We start from the raw sequence: 18,022 nt of genomic DNA, 5'->3' as shown, positions 1-18,022 counted from the left end.
GCCGTGGAACGAGCACGGTGTGACGTGCGGCACCCGCGGCCGCGACCCCCGCTCGTCGGCAGTGGACGTTCTCGCAGGTCCGAGCTGGGAGAAGGAGGTTCTCGACGCTGAACGGCCACGTCGGTGCCGGACGGCTCGACCGGGTGGTCCTCGGGACGTGCGGGCCTGGCAGGTCGGCGCTGGCGCGGAAGCTCTCCACGCGCAGCGGAGCGGAGCACGTCGAACTGGACGCGCCGCACCACGGCCCGACCTGGCGGCCGGTTCCGCGGGAGGCCCTCCGCGAGCGCGCGGCCGCCCGGACGGGCGGTCCGTCGTGGGTGGTCGACGGCACCTGCATCGCCGCGGTCGGTGGCTCCGCGTGGCCACGGGCGGACACGATCGTGTGGCTGGACCTCCGCTGCCGCTGATCCTCCTGCGGATCGCGCGACGCACCCTGCGCCGCACCGAGCTGCGCAAGGGCAACCGGGAGACGTGGCGCGGCCTGCTCGGCGAGGGTCCAGCGCGGCACGGTGGCGCGCCGGGGACGCGGGTGCTGGCGCAGCAGGCCGAACCCCAGCGGCGGCAGGGCGACCGCGAGTCCGGTCAGGGCGAGCAGCGTCAGCGGGGCGGTGCCCTCGAACACGCCAGGGGGCAGGGCCGCCGTGAGCGCGAGGGCGACGGCGCGCGGCGGTCCGAGGAGCCGCGTGCGCCACGCGCCGAGCGCTCGGGCCGGGCCGCTGGTCGTGCGCGGGGAAGAAGAAGGAGACGTGCAACCGCAGCAGAGCCCCGGCCAGCATCAGCGGCGGAGGACGGGGAGATCGGGTTCCCGGACCGGGCCTGTCGGGCGGCGCGGCGCGGAACGTCGGAGCGGAGGCGGACGAGGCGCCGCGCCCGGAGTGCGACCGGTCGCCGCCCCGCCCGCGCTACCGGCCGGACGCAGCGGTCAGGAAGCGCAGCAGGCCGTGGTTGAACGCGTTCGGCTGCTCCACGTTCGTCGCGTGCCCGGCCCGCTCGACCACCGCCGCCGTCCCGCGCGGAGCGAGCGCGGCCGCGGCGGCGGCGTGGCTCGACGGCCACAGCTCGCTCTCGGCCCCGGCGACGAACAGCACGGGCACGTCGATCCCGGCGATCGTCGTGCGCCAGTCGCGCCCGGCGTGGTCGCGGAGCAGCGCGAGTTCCGCCGGGGTGAGCGCGCGGCCGCCGCCACCGCCGCGCATCGCCCGCAGCAGCCGCACGAGCCGCTTCCCGCGCCGCCGGAGCGGAGTGCCGTGCCCGGTCGCCGGCACGTCCGCGGCGAAGTACGTGTCGGCGTTGCTCTCGTCGTAGCCGTAGAAGCCGTGGGGCCAGTCCGCGGTGTTGAGCATCTTCGGCGTCTGGTCGACCACGACGACGGACCCCACCCGGTCGGTGCCGAACTGCGAGGCGTACGCCCAGATCGTGTTGCCGCCCAGGGAACCGCCGACGAGCACGGCGTCGCGCAGGTCCAGTTCTTCGAGGACCGCGTGCAGGTGGAGCGCCCGGCGGTCCATCGTGACGCCGGAGGGCAGCGGGGCCGCGGTCCCGTGACCGGGCAGGTCGACGGCCAGCACGCGGTGCCCGCTCTCCACGAGAGCGGGCACCTGGTAGCGCCACGAGGCCGCGGCGGCCTTGAACCCGGCCAGCAGCACGACGGGCCGTCCCCGCGGATCGCCGTGCTCCCGGTGGTCGACGGCCGTGCCGTCACCAGCGGTGGTGCGTGTCACGAGCCCTCCCGAGAACCGTGTGATCGTCCTCGGGGCGACGGTACTCACCGCGCGGCGCCGGAGCGGGACGGCACCCCGCTGCTCCTCAGCCGACGGCGTCGCGCGTGCGGGTGTGGTGCTTGCCCATCGGGAGCATGAGCGGTTTGCCCGAGACGGGGTCGGCGATGATCTGGCAGTCGAGCCCGAAGGTGGCGCGCACGCACTCGGCGGTGAGCACCTCCTCGGCCGTCCCCGCCGCGTGCAGGCCGCCGTCGGCCAGCGCGATGAGGTGGTCCGCGTAGCGCGCGGCCAGGTTGAGGTCGTGCAGCACCATGACGATCGTCGTGCCGCGGGTCCGGTTGAGGTCGGTCAGCAGGTCCAGGACCTCGATCTGGTGACTCACGTCCAGGAACGTGGTGGGCTCGTCCAGCAGGAGCAGGTCGGTCTGCTGGGCGAGCACCATCGCGATCCACACGCGCTGGCGCTGACCGCCGGACAGCTCGTCGACGGCGCGGTCGGCCAGGTCCACCGTCGCCGTGGCCTCCAGCGCGGCGGCCACGGCGGCGTCGTCCTCCCGGCTCCACCGCGACAGGATGCCCTGGTGCGGGTGGCGGCCCCGGCCGACCAGCTCGGTCACCGTGATGCCCTCGGGGGCGAGCGGGGACTGGGGGAGCAGGCCCATCGTGCGCGCCAGGTCCTTGGCGGGGGTGCGGTGGACGAGCTTGCCGTCCAGCAGCACCCGGCCGGACCTGGGCGCGAGCAGCCGGGTCATCGAGCGCAGCAGGGTCGACTTGCCGCAGGCGTTCGCACCGACGATCACGGTGATCTCACCGGGCGGGATCACCAGGTCCAGCGAGGTGATGACCGCGCGATCGCCGTAGCCGATCGTCAGCTCCTCCACCGCGAGGGTGTGGGTGGTGGTCACAGCGAGCCTCCGGCGCGGTTGGAGCGGACGATGAGGTAGATCAGGTAGGGCGCGCCGAGCACACCGGTGATGACGCCGACGGGGTACCGCGCGCCCAGCAGGAACTGACCGCTGAAGTCGGCCACGAGCACCAGCAGCGCGCCGACCAGCGCCGCCGGGACCATCAGCGACCCGCTCGGCCCGACCAGCCTGGCGGCGATCGGCCCGGACAGGAACGAGACGAAGGCGATCGGCCCGGTGGCCGCCGTCGCGAACGAGATCAGCCCGACCGCGCAGACGATCACGACCACCCTGGTCAGGTCGATGCGCACGCCCAGCGCCGCGGCGGCGTCGTCGCCGAGCTGCATGGTGGCGAGACGGCGGGTCTGGGCCAGCAGCAGCGGGCCGAGGACGACCACGGCGCACAGGACCGGCACGACGTCGGTCCAGGCCACGCCGTTGAGGCTGCCGGTGAGCCACCGCAGCGCCTGCTGGAGGTCCCACTGACCCGCGCCGCTGAGCACCCAGTTGATCGCGCTCTCCAGCATCGCCGCGATGCCGATGCCGATCAGGATCAGCCGGGTGCCCACGACCCCGCCCCGGTAGGACAGCAGGTAGATGAGCAGCGCGACGCCGAGCCCCGCGACGATGGCGAACGCCTCGACGGCGGCACCGGACAGCGAGAGCGTGACGATCGCGAACGCGGCGGCGGCGCTGGCGCCGGCGCTGACGCCGATGAGGTCCGGGCTGGCCAGCGGGTTGCGCAGCATGGTCTGGAAGGTCACGCCGCCCAGGCCGAAGCTGAGCCCGACGAGCGTCGCCAGCACGGCCCTGGGCAGCCGCAGCCGCCCGACGGCGAACGACGCGCCCGGCACCTGCTCCCCGAGGACCACGGCGAGCACGTCGCCCGGCGGGTAGAACCGCTGGCCGACCATGAGCGACACCGCGAACGCCACGAGGATCAGCGCGGTCAGCACCGCGATCACGGTGCGGCGGCGCCGGGAGCGGCGAGCCCTGGTGCGGACGACGAGTTCGCTGGTGGTGACGGTGGCGTTCACAGGGCGCGGACCTTCTGCCGGCGGACGATCCAGATGAAGAACGGCGCCCCGACGAGCGCGGTGATGATGCCGACGTCGATCTCCTCCGGCCGGGTCACCAGGCGGCCGACGACGTCGGCGGACGTCAGCAGCACCGCCCCGCCCAGGGCGGAGAGGGGGAGCAGCCAGCGGTGGTCGACGCCGATCAGCAGCCGGCACAGGTGCGGGACGACCAGGCCGACGAACCCGATGGGGCCCGCCACCGCCGTGGCCGCGCCGCACAGCACGACCGCGCCGAACGAGGCGCCGAGCCGGATGAGCGCGACCCGCTCGCCGAGCCCGGCGGCCAGGTCGTCGCCCAGCGCCAGCGAGTTCAGCCCGCGCGCCGCCAGCAGGCACACGACCGCGCCGACCGCGAGGAACGGCAGCACCAGCGAGATCCGGTCGAACGACGCGCCGCCGACGCCGCCGATCTGCCAGGACCGGAAGGTGGACGCGATGTCGCCGCGGGTCAGGAGGACCGCGCTGATCAGCGAGGACAGGGCGGCCGAGCTGACCGCGCCCGCGAGGGCGAGCTTGAGCGGGGTGGGGCCGCCGCGGCCGAGAGAGCCGACGGCGTAGACGAACACCGCGGTGGCCGCCGCGCCGACGATCGCGACCCAGACGTGGGAGGTGGCGCTGACCAGGCCGAAGGAGGACATGCCGGTCACCACGGCCAGCGAGGCCCCGGTGTTCACGCCGAGGATGCCGGGGTCGGCCAGCGGGTTGCGGGTCACGCCCTGCATGACGGCTCCGGCCAGGCCCAGCGCCGCGCCGACCAGCACGGCCAGCACGGTGCGGGGGAGGCGCTGGGAGACCGCGGCCTGCGCCAGCGTGTCCCGCGTGCCGCTCAGCCCGGCGAGGACGTCGTCCGCGGTGACGTCGCGCGCACCGGCCACGACCGACGCGATCATCGCGACCAGCAGGGCGGCGAGCACGACGAGCAGCCAGACGGACCGAACGCGCCCGGGGTGCCGCGCGCTGGCGGCACCCCGGGCGGTCGTCCGGTCGATCGTCGTGATCACTTGACCTTGTCGGCGGCCGCCGCGAGCTTGCCGGCGTACTCGTCCAGCACCCACGACACCGACATCGGCGTCGGGTTGGCCGCGGTGCCGGAGGGCGAGGCGCCCGACAGCATGACGACCGAGCCGTTGGCCACGGCGCGCATCTTGGACAGCAGCGGGTCGGCGGCCAGGGTGCGGCCCACCTCCTCGTCGCCGTACCCGACGACGATGTCCACGTCGTTGAACGCGTCGATCTGCTCCGTGCTCTGCTGGAGCGAGAACTTGTCGGTGCTCGCCGAGGCCGCGGCGATGCTGCCCGGCGTGGTCAGGCCGAGGTCCTCGAAGAACAGCGCGCGGGTGTCGTGCGTGGTGTAGAAGCCGACCTGGCTCAGGTCCGTGGTGTCGAAGTGCGTCATGAACATCGTCGACTTGCCCTTGAGCTGCGGGTACTTCGCCGTGACGGCGGAGATCTGCTGCTCGATGTCGGAGATCACCTTCTCGCCGTCGGCGGACCGGCCGAGGGCCTTGCTGCTCAGCGTGATGCTCTCGCGCCACGGGGTGGCCCACGCCGACTCGGGGTAGGCGACGACCGGGGCGATGTCGCTCAGGGTCGTGTAGTCCTCCTGGGTGAGCCCGGAGTACGGGGCCAGGATCACGTCCGGCCGGGTGTCGGCCACGGCCTCGAAGTCGATGCCGTCGGTCTCGTCGAACAGGACCGGCGTCTCGGCGTTCAGCTCCTCCAGCTTCGCCGTGACCCACGGCAGCACGCCGTCGCCGTTGTCGTCGCCGAAGTCGGCCCTGGCCATGCCCACGGGCACGATGCCCAGGGACAGCGGCACCTCCTGGTTGGCCCAGTTGACGGTGGCGACCCGCTCGGGCTTCGCGGAGATCGTGGTCGACCCGAGCGCGTGCTCGATCGTGACCGGGAACGAGTCTCCGGCGGCAGCGGTCTGACCGGCGCTGGCGCCGGTGCTGCCGTTCTCGCTCGCGGAGGAACAGGCGCTGAGGGTCAGCGCGGCGACGGCGGCGGCAACGGCCCCGACCCGCAGGCGACGTGAGCGCACGGGACGAACCCCTTTCATCGAGGCTGAGCACCGGGTGTCGGTGCCACACGGGAGTGCCTCGTCGGCCACGGGCTGCGCGGCAGCTACCGACTCCGAGTGTGTTTAGCCTTGCCTAACCTAATCGCTGCCCGGCGAAGTCAAAAGATCTGTCCACTGTGATCTGGACCCCGATCCCGCCGAGGTCTGGTGACCGGCCGGTCACGTGTCGTAGCTGCGAGGACGCGTCTGCGCGACCGACGGGCGCTCAGCCGGCCGGGGTCCAGCGCTGCGCCGCCGTGCCGTTGCAGTCGAACAGCTGCAAGCGCGTCCGGTCCGCGGTCGAGGCGTTCGGCACGTCCAGGCAGCGACCCGACCGCGGGTTCACCAGCGAGCCGTCCGCACCGGCCAGCCACCGCTGCGCACCGGTGCCGTTGCACTCCCACAGCTGCACGCGCGTGCCGTTCGCGGTGCCGCCACCGGTCGCGTCCAGGCAGCCGCCCAGCGCCCGCAGCGCGCCCCCGGCGTCGGGCACGACCGTCCAGCTCTGCGCGCCGGTGCCGTTGCAGCCGAACAGCTGCACGGCGGTGCCGTTCGCGGTGCCGGCCCCGGCCACGTCCACGCACTTCGCGCCCGCGAGCGCCGAGCGCACCGGACCGGTCGCCGTCACCCCCGCCGCGTCCAGCGCCGCCTCCACCAGCCGTGCGGCCCCGGCCATCCCCGCCTCGTTCGGGTGGTACGTGGCGCGACCGGGAGCGGGCGTGAAGTCCTCCACCCACGGGACGGCCGAGCACGCGTCGTGCCCGCGGCTGGCCCCCGCCAGGTCCACCACGGTCGCACCGGTCGCCCGCGCCGCCGCGTTCGTCGCGTCGACCAGCCGGGACGCCACCGACCGCTCGAACGCGAGCTGGTCGGCCGTCAGCGGCACGCCCTCGCAGGTCCCGGAGTCGGGCAGCAGCGTGAAGTAGCTGACGAAGAACACCCGCGCGCCCGGCGCACGGCTCCGCACCGCGTTCCCCACGTTCTCCAGCCGCGCGGTCAGCGCGCCGAACGCCCGGTCGACGGCCTCCCGGTCGACCGTGCCGCAGTTGACGCCCCCGGTGTTCTGGCACGAGTAGACGCCGACGCTGCCCAGGTAGTTCACGTCGTTGCCGCCGATGGTGACGGTCACGACCCGCGTGCCGGCGCTGACCGCGTCCACCTGCGGACCCAGCCCCGCCTGGCCGCCGTCGAGCACGTGCGCGGTGGTCGCGCCGCTGCAACTGACGTCGGTGTGGTCCGCGCCCAGGTCGCGCGCCACGACGCTGGGGTAGTTGCCGGTCGACCTGGCGCACGCCGCCGGGCTCCCCGGCTGCGCGGACGGGATGCCGGGCCCGGCGGCGAAGGAGCTGCCCAGCGACACGTAGCCGAGCCCGGCGTCGGCCGCGGCGGCGGGGGAGGCGGCGAGCGCCAGCGCCGCCACCACCGCCGGGACGAGCAGGAGCGGTCCGGCAGTCCTCGTGCTGCTCACGCAACCTCCACCTGAGAAGACCGCGAAGCGCGCCTCGCGGGTGACCGGCACCGTCGCGAGTGGACTCCCGCGTCCTGCGCCGGACGATCGGCACACCGACCCTCTCGGCCTCCGCCACGGCCGTCAAGATCGCTCTCCGCTTCCTGTCCGGAAGTCGACAGCGTCCCCGCGTGGCCGGAGGGCGGTCCGTCCTCGCTCGCCCGCTGCGCTCCTCGGGACGCGGGGAGCAGCGGGCCGCGGCGAGCGTCCGCGACGGGACCGCGCAGGACCGATCCGGGCGAGGTCGGGAGGATCGTGCAGGACCGGGCGCGGATCGGTCTACCCCCGGCCGGCCGCGGCCGCTTGCATGGAGGTGTCCCACTTCGACACCCCTGGAGCGTGCTCGTGCCTCTCGACCACTACGTCACCCTCGGCCGGTCCGGGCTGCGGGTCAGCCCGTTCGCCCTCGGCGCGATGACCTTCGGAGACGACCGGGGCGGTGCCGGGTGCGGCGTCGAGGAGTCGGAGAAGATCCTGGAGACCTACCTGGACCGGGGCGGGAACTTCGTCGACACCGCGAACTTCTACACCAACGGCCACTCGGAGAAGATCCTCGGCGACTGGTTCGCCGCCCGTCCCGGCCGCCGCGAGCACGTGGTGCTGGCGTCGAAGTTCTTCGGCAACATGTTCCCCGGTGACCCCAACGGTGGCGGCGCGGGCCGCTCCTCGATCGTCGCGCAGCTGGAGGAGAGCCTGCGCAGGATGCGCGTCGACCACCTCGACCTGTACTGGTTGCACAACTGGGACCGCCACACGCCGATCGAGGAGACGATGCGCGCCCTCGACGACCTGGTCCGGGCGGGGAAGATCCGCTACGTCGGGTTCTCCAACACCCCGGCCTGGGTCACCGCGCAGGCGCAGACCACGGCACTGCTGCGGGGCTGGACGCCGCTGATCGCGCTCCAGGTCGAGTACTCGCTGCTGGCGCGCACCGTCGAGGGCGAACTGGCGCCCCTCGCCCTCGACCAGGGCCTGGCACTGCTTCCGTGGAGCCCGTTGAAGAACGGCTTCCTGTCCGGCAAGTACCGGCGCGGCGGCGACGTCGCCGACTCCGCCCGCGCCGCCTTCGTCGGCGGACCCGACGAGCACCAGCACGCGGTCATCGACGCCGTCGCCGCGGTCGCCGACGACCTCGGCACCACCTCCGCGGCCGTGTCGCTGGCCTGGCTGCGCGGCAGGCCGGGCACCGTCGTGCCCATCGTGGGTGCGCGGCGCGTGGAACACCTGGAGGCCAACCTCGCCGCCCTCGACGTGACCCTCACCGCCGAGCACCTGCGGGCGCTGGACGAGGTGTCGGCCCCGACCCTGGACTACCCGGCCCCGATGCACGGCGCGCAGCGGGCGATGCTCCAGTTCGCGGGGGCCACCGTCGACGGTGAGCCGTCCGAGGTGTACCCGCCGCTCCTGAGCGACGTCCGCTACTGACGTCCGGTCGGAGCTCAGAGGTCGGCGGTCGGCGGTCAGCGGGCCGCGGTGGTGCTGCGGTGCCGCTGGACCGGGCCGGGGGCGTCGGCAGTTGGCGGGCGCGGCACGCACACCGCGCCCGCCAGCGGCACCGCGGCGAGGACCAGCCACGGCCACGCTCCGCCCACCTCCAGCAGGGCGCCCAGCGGCGCCGAGGCCAGCAGCACCAGCAGCCCGGCCAGCGACGACATCGCACCGGTGCTGACGCCGAGGTCGCGCTCGTCGGCGAGGTCGGGCACCAGCGCTCGCGCGGCCGGAGCGGCGAGCACCTGCCCCGCCGTGAGCGTCACGACGAACACGACCGCGGGCAGCAGCCCGCCGACCGCGCGCACCGGCAGCAGCAGTGCCGTCGCGACGCACCCGGCGGCGATCACCAGCAGTCCCGCGCGCAGCGCCGCGGTCGTGCCCAGCACCCGCGCCGACCAGCGCGACAGCGGCACCTGCCCCAGCACGACGAGCCCCGACGACAGGGCGAACAGCCACCCCAGCGCCTCCTGGCCGCCCGTGGCGCGCTCCAGCTCGGCGGGCAGCGCGAGGTACATCTGGTTGTACAGCACCAGGTAACCGCCGTAGGCCAGGCACAGCAGCCCGAAGCGCCGGTTGCGCAGCACACCGCCGATCCCCGTGCGGACGAGACGCGGTCGCGGTGCGACGGCCCGGCGCGGCACCAGCCGCAGGTGCCCGGCCAGCACGAGCACGAACACACCGGCACCGGCCAGGCACGCCGCGGGAAAACCCGAGCCCAGCAGCAGCGTGCCGAGCACCGGCCCCACCAGCGCACCGGCCTGCCCCGCGGCGTTGAACAGGCCCAGCAGGCGGGTGCGCGGCTCGCCGGTGCGGCGCTCCCGCTCGACGGCCAGCCGCAGCACCTCCGTCTCCACGGCGGGGGAGAACAGGGCCGCGGCGAACCCGACGAGCAGCACCGCGCCGACGACCGACCCGGTGTCGCGGGCGAGGGCCAGCCAGACGAACCCGGCGACCCGCAGCGCGCAGCCCGCGAGGACCACCGGACGCGGCCCGAACCGGTCGGTCAGCGCACCGCCCACCACGAACAGCCCCTGCTGGCTGAACGTGCGCAGCCCCAGCACGAACCCCACGAGCCAGCCGCTCAGACCGAGGGTGCCGCCGAGGTGGACCGCCAGGTGCGGCAGCACGGCGTAGAAGCCGAGGTTGAACGCGCACTGCGTGCCGATCAGCAGCCGGGCGAGCGGATCGGTCGTCACCGGGTCCGCCCGCCGAGCGCCGTCGCCGAGGCCACCGCCAGCACCGCGAGCAGCGCCAGCGCGCTCGCCGGGGCGAGCACCGCCCACGGGGCGCGCTCGACGTGGGGCAGCGACTCGGCCAGCAGCACGCCCCACTCCGGCGCGGGCGGCGCCGCGCCGAGCCCGAGGAAGCCGAGGGAGGCCAGGGCGAGCGCGACGCCGGGCAACCGCAGCACGGCGTGCCGGGCGAGCGGACCGGCCACGGCGGGCAGCACGTGCCGCCGCAGCGTCCACAGCGGTGACGCGCCGATCGCGCGCTGCGCCTCGGTGTGGCTCGCGCCCCGGCTCTCCTCCACCAGAGCGGCCGCGTGCGACGCCAGCGGCGGCCAGGACACCAGTCCCACGGCGAGCGCGGCGCCGGCCGCGCCGGGCCCGGTCACCGCGGCCACCAGCAGACCGGCGACGACCGGCGGCACGGCGTTGGCGGTCTCCGCGACGGCGCGGGCGACGCCGGGCAGGAACCCGAGCGCCACCGCGACCAGCAACGAGCACAGGCAGACCAGCGCGGCCGTGCCGATCGTGGCGAGCGCGCCGTGACCGACGCGGGCGAGCACGTCCCGGCCGAGGCCGTCGGTGCCCAGCGGGTGCGACGCGCTCGGCGCGGTCAGCCGGACGGTCGTGTCCAGGCGCAGCGGTTCCCGCAGCAGCCCCCAGCCCACGACGACCGCGAGCGCGGTGGCGGACGCTGCGGTCACGACCAGCGGAGCGCGACCGCCACCGGTCGCGACCGGTGGCGGCACCGGCAGGGCTGCGGCGCGCAGCGCCGGACCCAGCAGCCGGTGGCGCAGCAGCGCCGTCACGGCCCCGGCCCCGGCGCCCAGCAGCACCAGCGCGATCACGGCCCCCTGGAGCAGCGGGAGGTCCTGCGACTCCGCGGCACCCAGCGCCGTGCGGCCCAGGCCCGGCACCGCGAACACCACCTCGACCGCGACCGCGCCGCCGGTCAGCCCGGCCACGACGAGGCCGAGTTGCGGGAGCACCGGCGGCAGCGCGCGGCGGACCGCGGCGCGGGCGACCGTCCGGGGTGGGCAGCCCCACGACCGCCACAGCTCCACCCAGCGCTCCGCGAACACCGGTGCCACGGCGTCGTCGGCCAGTCGTCCCAGCACGGCCCCGGCGGGCAGGCCCAGCGCGAGCGCGGGCAGCACGAGGTGCTGCGGTCCCTGCCAGCCGTAGGGCGGGAACCAGCCCAGCCACACCGCGCCGAGCACCAGCAGCACGGCGGCGATCAGGAACTCCGGTGCCGCGGCGAGCACGGCGGCCGTCGCCCCGCTGCCGCGCCGCGGCAGCCCCCGCGCGCCGCGCAGCACGGTCGGCGCGCACAGCCCGCAGGCCACCGCCAGCGCGACGACGAGCGCCGCGGCCATGAGCGTCACCGACGCGCCGAGACCGGACAGGACCGAGGGCAGCACGACGTTCCCGGTGACCCAGGACCGGCCCAGGTCGCCGCGCGCGGCCCCGGCCAGCCAGTCGCCGAACAGCGCGAGCGGGTGGGCGTCGAGGCCCAGTTCCCGGCGCACGGCGTCCAGCGCCTCCCGCGTCGGGTCCTGCTCGCCCGCGCGGGCCCGCAGCACCGACAGCGCCGGGTCGCGCCCGGCCAGCCACGGCAGCAGCCCCACCGCCGCGACGACGACCGCGATCGACGCGGCCCGCGCGGCGAGCGGCCCGACGCGGGGGAGGGCCGCGCTCACCGCAGGTGGGTGGCGCTGGTGATCAGCTGCCGCTCGCGCGGGTCCTTGGCCGAGTCGGCGACGGACGTCGCGTCGCCCTGCACGACGCGCTCGTGCAGCATCGGGATCGCGGCGTCGGTGCGCAGCACGGCGGCCTCGGCTGCCAGGACCGCCGCGCGGCGGGCGTCACCGGCCTCGGTGCCCGCCGCCGTCCGGACCAGCTCGTCCACCGCCGGGTCGCACAGCCCGGACAGGTTGAACGACCCGTCGCAGGTGAAGTCGGAGCGCAGGTAGGCGACGGGGTCGCCGGAGTCCAGCACGGTGGCCCGCGACAGGATGAACACGTCGAACTTCCCGGCCAGCGCGTCCTGCTCGATGTGCGCGTACTCCCGCACGACCTGCGTCACGGTGAACCCGGCGTCCTCCAGCCGCTGCTGCACGACCGAGGCGACCTCGGGCAGCTCGGCGCGGTCGGAGAACGTGGCGAGGGTGATCGCGGTGCCACCGGCGTCGGCGGCCGGGGTCGGGTCGGTGATCGGCGCGCGCCCGGCGGCGGCCCACGGCAGCGCCGGGCCGAGCAGGCCCTCGGCGGCGTCGGCGCGGCCCTCGTAGACGCCGCGCACGATCTCGTCGGCGTCGACGGCCTCGCGGACCGCGGCGCGCAGTCGCGCGTCGGTGAACGGACCGGAGCGGGTGTTGAGGTAGAGGGTGTTGGTGCGCGGCATGGGCACCTCGGTGATCGTCGCCGGATCGAGCAGCGCCGCCTGCGACACGGGCACGGCCTCCGCGACGTGCGCCTCGCCGCTGCGGATCGCCGCCGCGCGGGCGGTGCCGTCCGGCACGAACGACACGTCGATCCCGTCGGCCCTCGCCCGCTCGCCCCAGTAGCCGTCGAACCGGTCGAGGGTGGCGGTGGTGGTGCCGTTGACGGCGACGAGCCGGAACGGCCCCGTGCCGGTGCCGACCGGGTTCACGCGGCCGTCGGCGGTGTAGGCGCTCTCGGCCAGGATCGCGAGCTGCGGTGACGACAAGCGCTGCGGCACCAGGGGGTCCGGCTCGGCGGTCGTCACGACGACGGCGTCCTGTCGCGCCTCGGCGGTCAGCACGACGCCGTCGAGGATGCGCGGCTTGGGCGAGGCGGTGGTGGCCCGGTTCAGCGCGGCGGCGACCGCGGCCGGGGTGAGGGCGCTGCCGTCGTGGAAGGACACGCCGGTCCGGACGGTGAACTCCCAGCTCAGCTCCGACGTCCTGGTCCACCCGGTGGCCAGGCCGGGCAGCGCGTTGCTGTCGGCGTCGAGGGTCACCAGGGTTTCCGCCGTGGACCAGCGGGACAGCTTGAACGCGTCGTCGCTGAGCGGGGAGAGGCCGGATCGCGGCGGTTGGAGCATGGCCACCCTGATGCGGCCACCGGACGACGCGGTGTCCGTCTCGGGCGTGCCGGCGAAGCAGCCCGGCAGCAGCAGCACCGGGATCGACAGGAGGGCGAGGGGGAGGGAGAAGCGCACGGCAGCACCATAAGCACAGTGATAACCGTTTTCATAGTCGGTGTGTTTCGTCCCACGTCGGACCGGTCGCGCTGATCCGCAGGTGCGCGGGCCGTGCCCCGGGGCAGACTCCCGGTGTGCTGCTGACCATCACCACGACCCACCGACCCGCGACGGACCTCGGCTTCCTGCTGCACAAGCACCCCGCGAAGGTGCAGCCCTTCCGCGTCGCCTCCGGCACCGCCCACGTGTTCTACCCGCGCGCCGACGAGCGGGAGTGCACCGCGGCGCTGCTGCTGGAGGTCGACCCGATCGGTCTGGTCCGGGGGCGCCGGGACGACGCGTTCACGCTGGGGCAGTACGTCAACGACCGTCCCTACACGGCGGGTTCGCTGCTGGCCGTCGCGCTGGGGGCGGTGTTCCGCACCGCGATGAACGGGCGCTGCGACGGACACCAGGAGCTGGCGGACTCGGCGATCCCGCTGCGGGTGCACCTGCCCGCGCTGCCCTGCGGCGGCGGTCCGGAACTGCTGCGGCGGCTGTTCGCACCGCTGGGGTGGCACGTCGCGGCACGGCCGGTCCCGCTGTCGGCCGCGGTGCCCGAGTGGGGCGACTCGCGCTGCTGCGACGTCGAGCTGACCGGTGAGCTGCGGCTGTCCGACGCGCTGCGGCACCTGTACGTGCTGCTGCCCGTCGCCGACGACGCCAAGCACTACTGGGTGGAGCAGCAGGAGGTGGACAAGCTGCTGCGCGCCGGTGAGGGCTGGCTGGCCGCGCACCCGGAGCGGGAGCTGATCACCAGCCGCTACCTCAAGCGCACCTCCGTCCTGGTGAGGTCGGCGCTGAGCAGGCTCGCCGAGGGCGACGACCCGGCGGAGGGCGAGCTGGACGACGCCCTCGTCCCGCCGCGGATCTCGCTGGCCGAGCAGCGGCGGCAGGCCGTGCTGACCGTGCTGCGGGAACTGGGCGCGCGCCGGGTGCTCGACCTCGGCTGCGGCGCCGGGGCGCTGCTGCGGGACCTGCTGGCCGATCCGTCGTTCACGCACGTGCTGGGCGTGGACGTGTCGGCCGGCGCGCTGGCCGCGGCGCACGCCCGGCTCGGGCTCGACCGCGCGCCCGACCGGGTCCGGGAGCGGATCTCGCTGCGGCAGTCGGCGTTGACCTACACCGACCCGTCGCTCGCCGGTCACGACGCGGCGGTGCTGATGGAGGTGGTGGAGCACGTCGAGCCCGACCGCCTGCCGGCGCTGGAGCGAGCGGTGTTCGAGGTGGCCGCGCCGGGCGCGGTGGTGGTGACCACGCCGAACGCCGAGCACAACGTGCTGTTCGAGACGCTGCCCGCGGGGCAGATGAGGCACACCGACCACCGCTTCGAGTGGACCAGGGCGCAGTTCGCGCGGTGGGCCGACGGCGTCGCCGCCCGGCACGGCCTGCGCGTGCGGTACCTGCCGATCGGCCCCGAGGACCCCGTGCACGGTCCGCCCACCCAGATGGCCGTGTTCACCCCCGAGGAGACCCGGTGAAGCTCGTCGTCCCCGACATGTCGCTGGTCGTGCTCGTGGGCACCTCCGGCTCCGGCAAGTCCACCTTCGCGCACCGGCACTTCGCCCCCACGCAGGTCCTCTCCAGCGACCACTACCGCGGTGTGGTCTCCGACGACGAGAACGACCAGGCCGCGACGAAGGACGCCTTCGAGGTGCTGCACTTCGTGGCGGGCAAGCGCCTGGCGGCCGGCCGCATCACGGTCGTGGACGCCACCAACGTGCAGCGCGAGGCCCGCGCGGGCCTGGTGGCGCTGGCCCGCGCGCACGACGTGCTGCCCGTGGCGATCGTGCTGGACCTGCCCGAGGCGGTGTGCCTGGAGCGCAACGCCTCCCGCCCCGACCGCGACTTCGGCCCGCACGTCGTGCGGCGCCAGCACGCCGATCTGCGCAAGTCGTTGCGCCACCTGCAGAAGGAGGGCTTCCGGCGGGTGCACGTGCTGTCCGCGCAGTCCGACGTGGACGCCGCGAAGATCGTGGTCGAACCGCTGCTCAACGACCGCAGGCAGGACACCGGGCCGTTCGACGTGATCGGCGACGTGCACGGCTGCCGCGCCGAGCTGGAGGAGCTGCTGACGGAACTGGGCTACGCGCTGGTGCGCGACGCCGAGGGGCGCGCGGTGGACGCCGCGCACCCCGGCGGCAGGCGCGCGGCGTTCGTGGGCGACCTGGTCGACCGGGGCCCGGACACGCCGGGGGTGCTGCGTCTGGTCATGGGCATGGTCGAGGCGGGACACGCGCTCGCCGTCTGCGGGAACCACGAGCAGAAGCTCGTGCGCGCCCTGCGCGGCAAGAAGGTGACCGTCGCGCACGGCCTGGCCGAGTCGCTGGCGCAGCTGTCGGCGGAGCCGGCCGAGTTCCGCGCGCGGGTGGAGCGCTTCTGCTACGACCTGGTGTCGCACCTCGTCCTCGACGGTGGTGACCTCGTGCTGGCGCACGCCGGTCTGCCCGAGCGGTACCACGGGCGCGCGTCGGGACGGGTGCGCAGCTTCGCGCTCTACGGCGACACCACCGGCGAGACCGACGAGTACGGCCTGCCGGTGCGCTACCCGTGGGCGAACGAGTACCGGGGTTCGGCGACCGTCCTCTACGGACACACGCCCGTGCCCGAGGCGGAGTGGGTCAACGGCACGATGTGCCTGGACACCGGTGCGGTGTTCGGCGGGAAGCTGACCGCCCTGCGCTACCCGGAGCGCGAGGTGGTCTCCGTCGCCGCCCACGAGGTCTGGTACGCGCCGGTCAGGCCGCTGGTCGCGCCGCAGGCGCCGGTGGCGCGCGAGCCGGGCGTGCTGAGCCTGACCGACGTGGCGGGCAAGCGGGTCGTGGCCACCGCCGAGCACGGCCGGATCACCGTGGGCGCGGAGCACGCCGCAGCGGCGCTGGAGGTGATGAGCCGGTTCGCGGTGGACCCGCGCTGGCTGCTGCACCTGCCGCCGACGATGTCTCCCGTGGCGACGTCGCGGCGCGAGGACGTCCTGGAGCACCCCGACGAGGCGTTCGAGGCCTACCGCTCCGCCGGGGTGGGGGAGGTGCTGTGCGAGGAGAAGCACATGGGCTCCCGCGCGATCGTGCTGGTGTGCCGGGACGAGGCCGCCGCGGCGGCGCGCTTCGGCGCGGAGGGCGTCGGCGCGGTGCACACCCGCACCGGCCGTCCGTTCTTCGGCCCGGAGCTGACGGCGCAGCTGCTGGGGCGGGTGCGCGACGCCGTGACCGCGGCGGGTCTGTGGGAGGAGCTGGACAGCGACTGGCTGCTGCTGGACGCGGAACTGCTGCCGTGGAGCGCCAAGGCGGACGGCCTCCTCCGCGAGCGCTACGCCGCGGTCGGGGCGGCCGCCGGGGCGGCGCTGCCCGCTGCCGTGCGCGCGCTGACCGCGGCGAGCGAGCGCGGCGCGGACGTGGCCGACCTGCTGGCCCGCACCACGTCGAGGCTCGCCAACGCCGCGGCGTTCGACCGGGCGTACGGCCGCTACCGCTGGGACACCGACGGTCTCACCGGCGTGCGGCTCGCGCCGTTCCAGCTGCTGGCCGCGTCCGGGGCGACGTTCTCCCGGCGGGACCACGGCTGGCACCTCGCCCTGGCCGACCGGTTGCGCGAGGCCGACGAGGAGCTGTTCGCGACCACGCGGCGGCTGCTGGTGACCACCGGAGACGAGGCGTCGACCGGTGCGGGGGTGGCGTGGTGGGAGGAGCTGACCGCCGCCGGTGGCGAGGGGATGGTCGTCAAGCCGATGGCGAACCTGCTGCGCGGCAAGCGCGGCCCGGTGCAGCCGGGGCTGAAGGTGCGGGGCCGGGAGTACCTGCGCATCGTCTACGGCCCCGACTACACCGAACCCGCGAACCTGGCGCGGCTGCGGCAGCGCGCGGTGGGCGCCAAGCGCTCCCTGGCGCTGCGCGAGTACGCGCTGGGGCTGGAGGGACTGGAGCGCGCGGCGCGCGGTGAACCGCTGTGGCGGGTGCACGAGTGCGCCTTCGCGGTGCTGGCCCTGGAGTCGGAGCCGGTCGACCCCAGGCTGTGACCGCTCAGCCGTCCAGGCCGTAGAAGCGGATCGGCGAGTTCGGCTCGAACCCGATCCTCGGGTACACGGGTGCTCCCGCGACGGTGGCGTGGAGGGTGGCACGGGTCAGTCCGGTGGCCCGGCCACCCTCGTGCAGCGCCTTCCGCGTCACCGCTTCGCCGTAGCCCCTGCGCTGCCACCGCGGATCGGTGGCGACGAGCGCGACGAACAGGCGGCCCTCCGCCTCCACCGCCGAGGCGCACGTCACCGGCACGCCGTCCCGCAGGCCCAGGTAGGCGTGCACCTCGTTCGTCCACAGCGAGGAGCCGAGGAGGCCGTCGCGGCCGGCTTCGAGGGGGAAGCCGTAGGCGCGCGAGTTGAGGTCCGCGTAGGCCCGCAGGTCCTCGTTCGTGCGCACGCGCGCGAACGTCAGGTCGGGGTGGACGGGGTCGGGCACGGGGAGCAGGTCTGCGGCCATGCCGGTGCCGGGAAAGGCGTGCCGCAGGCCCGCGCGCCCGGCCGCCGCGTCCAGCGCGGCGCGGGCGTCGTCGTCGAGGAGACCCTCGAAGAGCCACAGGAAACCGGCCCGCTGCTTCGAGCGCATGACGTCCGCCGCCACGCCCAGCCGTCGCCCGAGCAGCTCCGCGTCCGGGCCGACGTCGGTCAGCGTGACGCAGTTCCAGAAGACGAACTCGCTGTCGGCCCAGCGGACGGCGACGCCGGGGAGGTCCCGCACGTCGGCGCCGGGATCCCGGTCGAGCACCACGACGCGCCACACCGCGGCGAGCTGCTGCATCGACTCGATCGAGTGCGCACGATCCGTCATCGGCACT

13 protein-coding genes are annotated in these 18,022 nt (G+C 75.0%); 3 read left to right on the top strand and 10 right to left on the bottom strand.

What is annotated here, in order from left to right; all coding sequences use genetic code 11:
• Window positions 1-902 precede the first annotated feature (902 nt).
• The 6 genes from IMZ35_RS22395 to IMZ35_RS30920 form a co-directional block, all read right to left on the bottom strand.
• Window positions 903-1,721 (bottom strand): alpha/beta fold hydrolase, encoded by an 819-nt coding sequence (locus IMZ35_RS22395; protein ID WP_199443110.1) that lies wholly within the window; start codon window positions 1,719-1,721, stop codon window positions 903-905.
• A gap of 85 nt (window positions 1,722-1,806) precedes the next feature.
• Window positions 1,807-2,625 carry an ABC transporter ATP-binding protein gene (locus IMZ35_RS22390; RefSeq protein ID WP_199443109.1) on the bottom strand — a complete coding sequence of 273 codons (819 nt, stop codon included), beginning with the start codon at window positions 2,623-2,625 and terminating at the stop codon, window positions 1,807-1,809.
• Complete coding sequence (locus tag IMZ35_RS22385; RefSeq protein ID WP_307868597.1) at window positions 2,622-3,662, bottom strand: FecCD family ABC transporter permease; 1,041 nt, start codon at window positions 3,660-3,662, stop codon at window positions 2,622-2,624. The genes IMZ35_RS22390 and IMZ35_RS22385 overlap by 4 nt, the downstream gene beginning before the upstream one ends.
• Window positions 3,659-4,705 carry a FecCD family ABC transporter permease gene (locus IMZ35_RS22380; protein WP_307868596.1) on the bottom strand — a complete coding sequence of 349 codons (1,047 nt, stop codon included), beginning with the start codon at window positions 4,703-4,705 and terminating at the stop codon, window positions 3,659-3,661. Before IMZ35_RS22380 ends, IMZ35_RS22385 begins: the two co-directional genes overlap by 4 nt.
• The gene (locus IMZ35_RS22375) at window positions 4,702-5,748 is read right to left on the bottom strand and encodes an iron-siderophore ABC transporter substrate-binding protein (protein WP_199443108.1); all 1,047 of its coding nucleotides are present in this window, start codon (window positions 5,746-5,748) and stop codon (window positions 4,702-4,704) included. The genes IMZ35_RS22380 and IMZ35_RS22375 overlap by 4 nt, the downstream gene beginning before the upstream one ends.
• Before the next feature lie 244 nt (window positions 5,749-5,992).
• A complete protein-coding gene (locus IMZ35_RS30920; RefSeq protein WP_307868594.1) occupies window positions 5,993-7,234 on the bottom strand; it encodes a ricin-type beta-trefoil lectin domain protein in 1,242 nt (413 codons plus the stop codon).
• Window positions 7,235-7,618: 384 nt separating this feature from the next.
• Between IMZ35_RS30920 and IMZ35_RS22360 the strand changes: the two genes are divergently transcribed.
• Window positions 7,619-8,698: an aldo/keto reductase gene (locus IMZ35_RS22360; protein ID WP_199443107.1), complete on the top strand. Its 1,080-nt coding sequence runs from the start codon at window positions 7,619-7,621 to the stop codon at window positions 8,696-8,698.
• Window positions 8,699-8,733: 35 nt separating this feature from the next.
• Here IMZ35_RS22360 and IMZ35_RS22355 read toward each other — a convergent pair whose 3' ends face one another.
• The 3 genes from IMZ35_RS22355 to IMZ35_RS22345 are packed head-to-tail and all read right to left on the bottom strand — an operon-like array spanning window position 8,734 to window position 13,174.
• Entirely contained in the window at window positions 8,734-9,960 is a 1,227-nt protein-coding gene (locus IMZ35_RS22355; protein ID WP_199443106.1) for an MDR family MFS transporter, read from the bottom strand.
• Window positions 9,957-11,690, bottom strand: coding sequence for an ABC transporter permease subunit (locus IMZ35_RS22350; RefSeq protein WP_199443105.1), 1,734 nt, complete (start codon window positions 11,688-11,690; stop codon window positions 9,957-9,959). Before IMZ35_RS22350 ends, IMZ35_RS22355 begins: the two co-directional genes overlap by 4 nt.
• A complete protein-coding gene (locus IMZ35_RS22345; RefSeq protein ID WP_199443104.1) occupies window positions 11,687-13,174 on the bottom strand; it encodes an ABC transporter substrate-binding protein in 1,488 nt (495 codons plus the stop codon). The genes IMZ35_RS22350 and IMZ35_RS22345 overlap by 4 nt, the downstream gene beginning before the upstream one ends.
• Window positions 13,175-13,290: 116 nt before the next feature.
• Between IMZ35_RS22345 and IMZ35_RS22340 the strand changes: the two genes are divergently transcribed.
• On the top strand, window positions 13,291-14,676 hold the full coding sequence (locus IMZ35_RS22340; protein ID WP_199443103.1) for a 3' terminal RNA ribose 2'-O-methyltransferase Hen1: 1,386 nt from the start codon (window positions 13,291-13,293) through the stop codon (window positions 14,674-14,676).
• Window positions 14,673-17,210 (top strand): polynucleotide kinase-phosphatase, encoded by a 2,538-nt coding sequence (locus IMZ35_RS22335; RefSeq protein WP_199443102.1) that lies wholly within the window; start codon window positions 14,673-14,675, stop codon window positions 17,208-17,210. Before IMZ35_RS22340 ends, IMZ35_RS22335 begins: the two co-directional genes overlap by 4 nt.
• 4 nt (window positions 17,211-17,214) lie before the next feature.
• Here IMZ35_RS22335 and IMZ35_RS22330 read toward each other — a convergent pair whose 3' ends face one another.
• The gene (locus tag IMZ35_RS22330) at window positions 17,215-18,015 is read right to left on the bottom strand and encodes a GNAT family N-acetyltransferase (RefSeq protein WP_199443101.1); all 801 of its coding nucleotides are present in this window, start codon (window positions 18,013-18,015) and stop codon (window positions 17,215-17,217) included.
• Between the last annotated feature and the right edge of the window lie 7 nt (window positions 18,016-18,022).

The sequence above is a fragment of the Umezawaea beigongshangensis genome, assembly GCF_016464305.1.
In the GTDB taxonomy this organism is placed as follows: Bacteria; Actinomycetota; Actinomycetes; order Mycobacteriales; family Pseudonocardiaceae; genus Umezawaea_A; species Umezawaea_A beigongshangensis.
Note: the sequence above shows the minus strand (reverse complement) of the source record. Positions and strands in the feature narration are given on the sequence as shown.

Excerpts from the sequence above, each read along its gene's own strand:
- IMZ35_RS22330 (WP_199443101.1), bottom strand. The coding sequence starts at position 18,015 with ATGACGGATCGTGCGCACTCGATCGAGTCGATGCAGCAGCTCGCCGCG.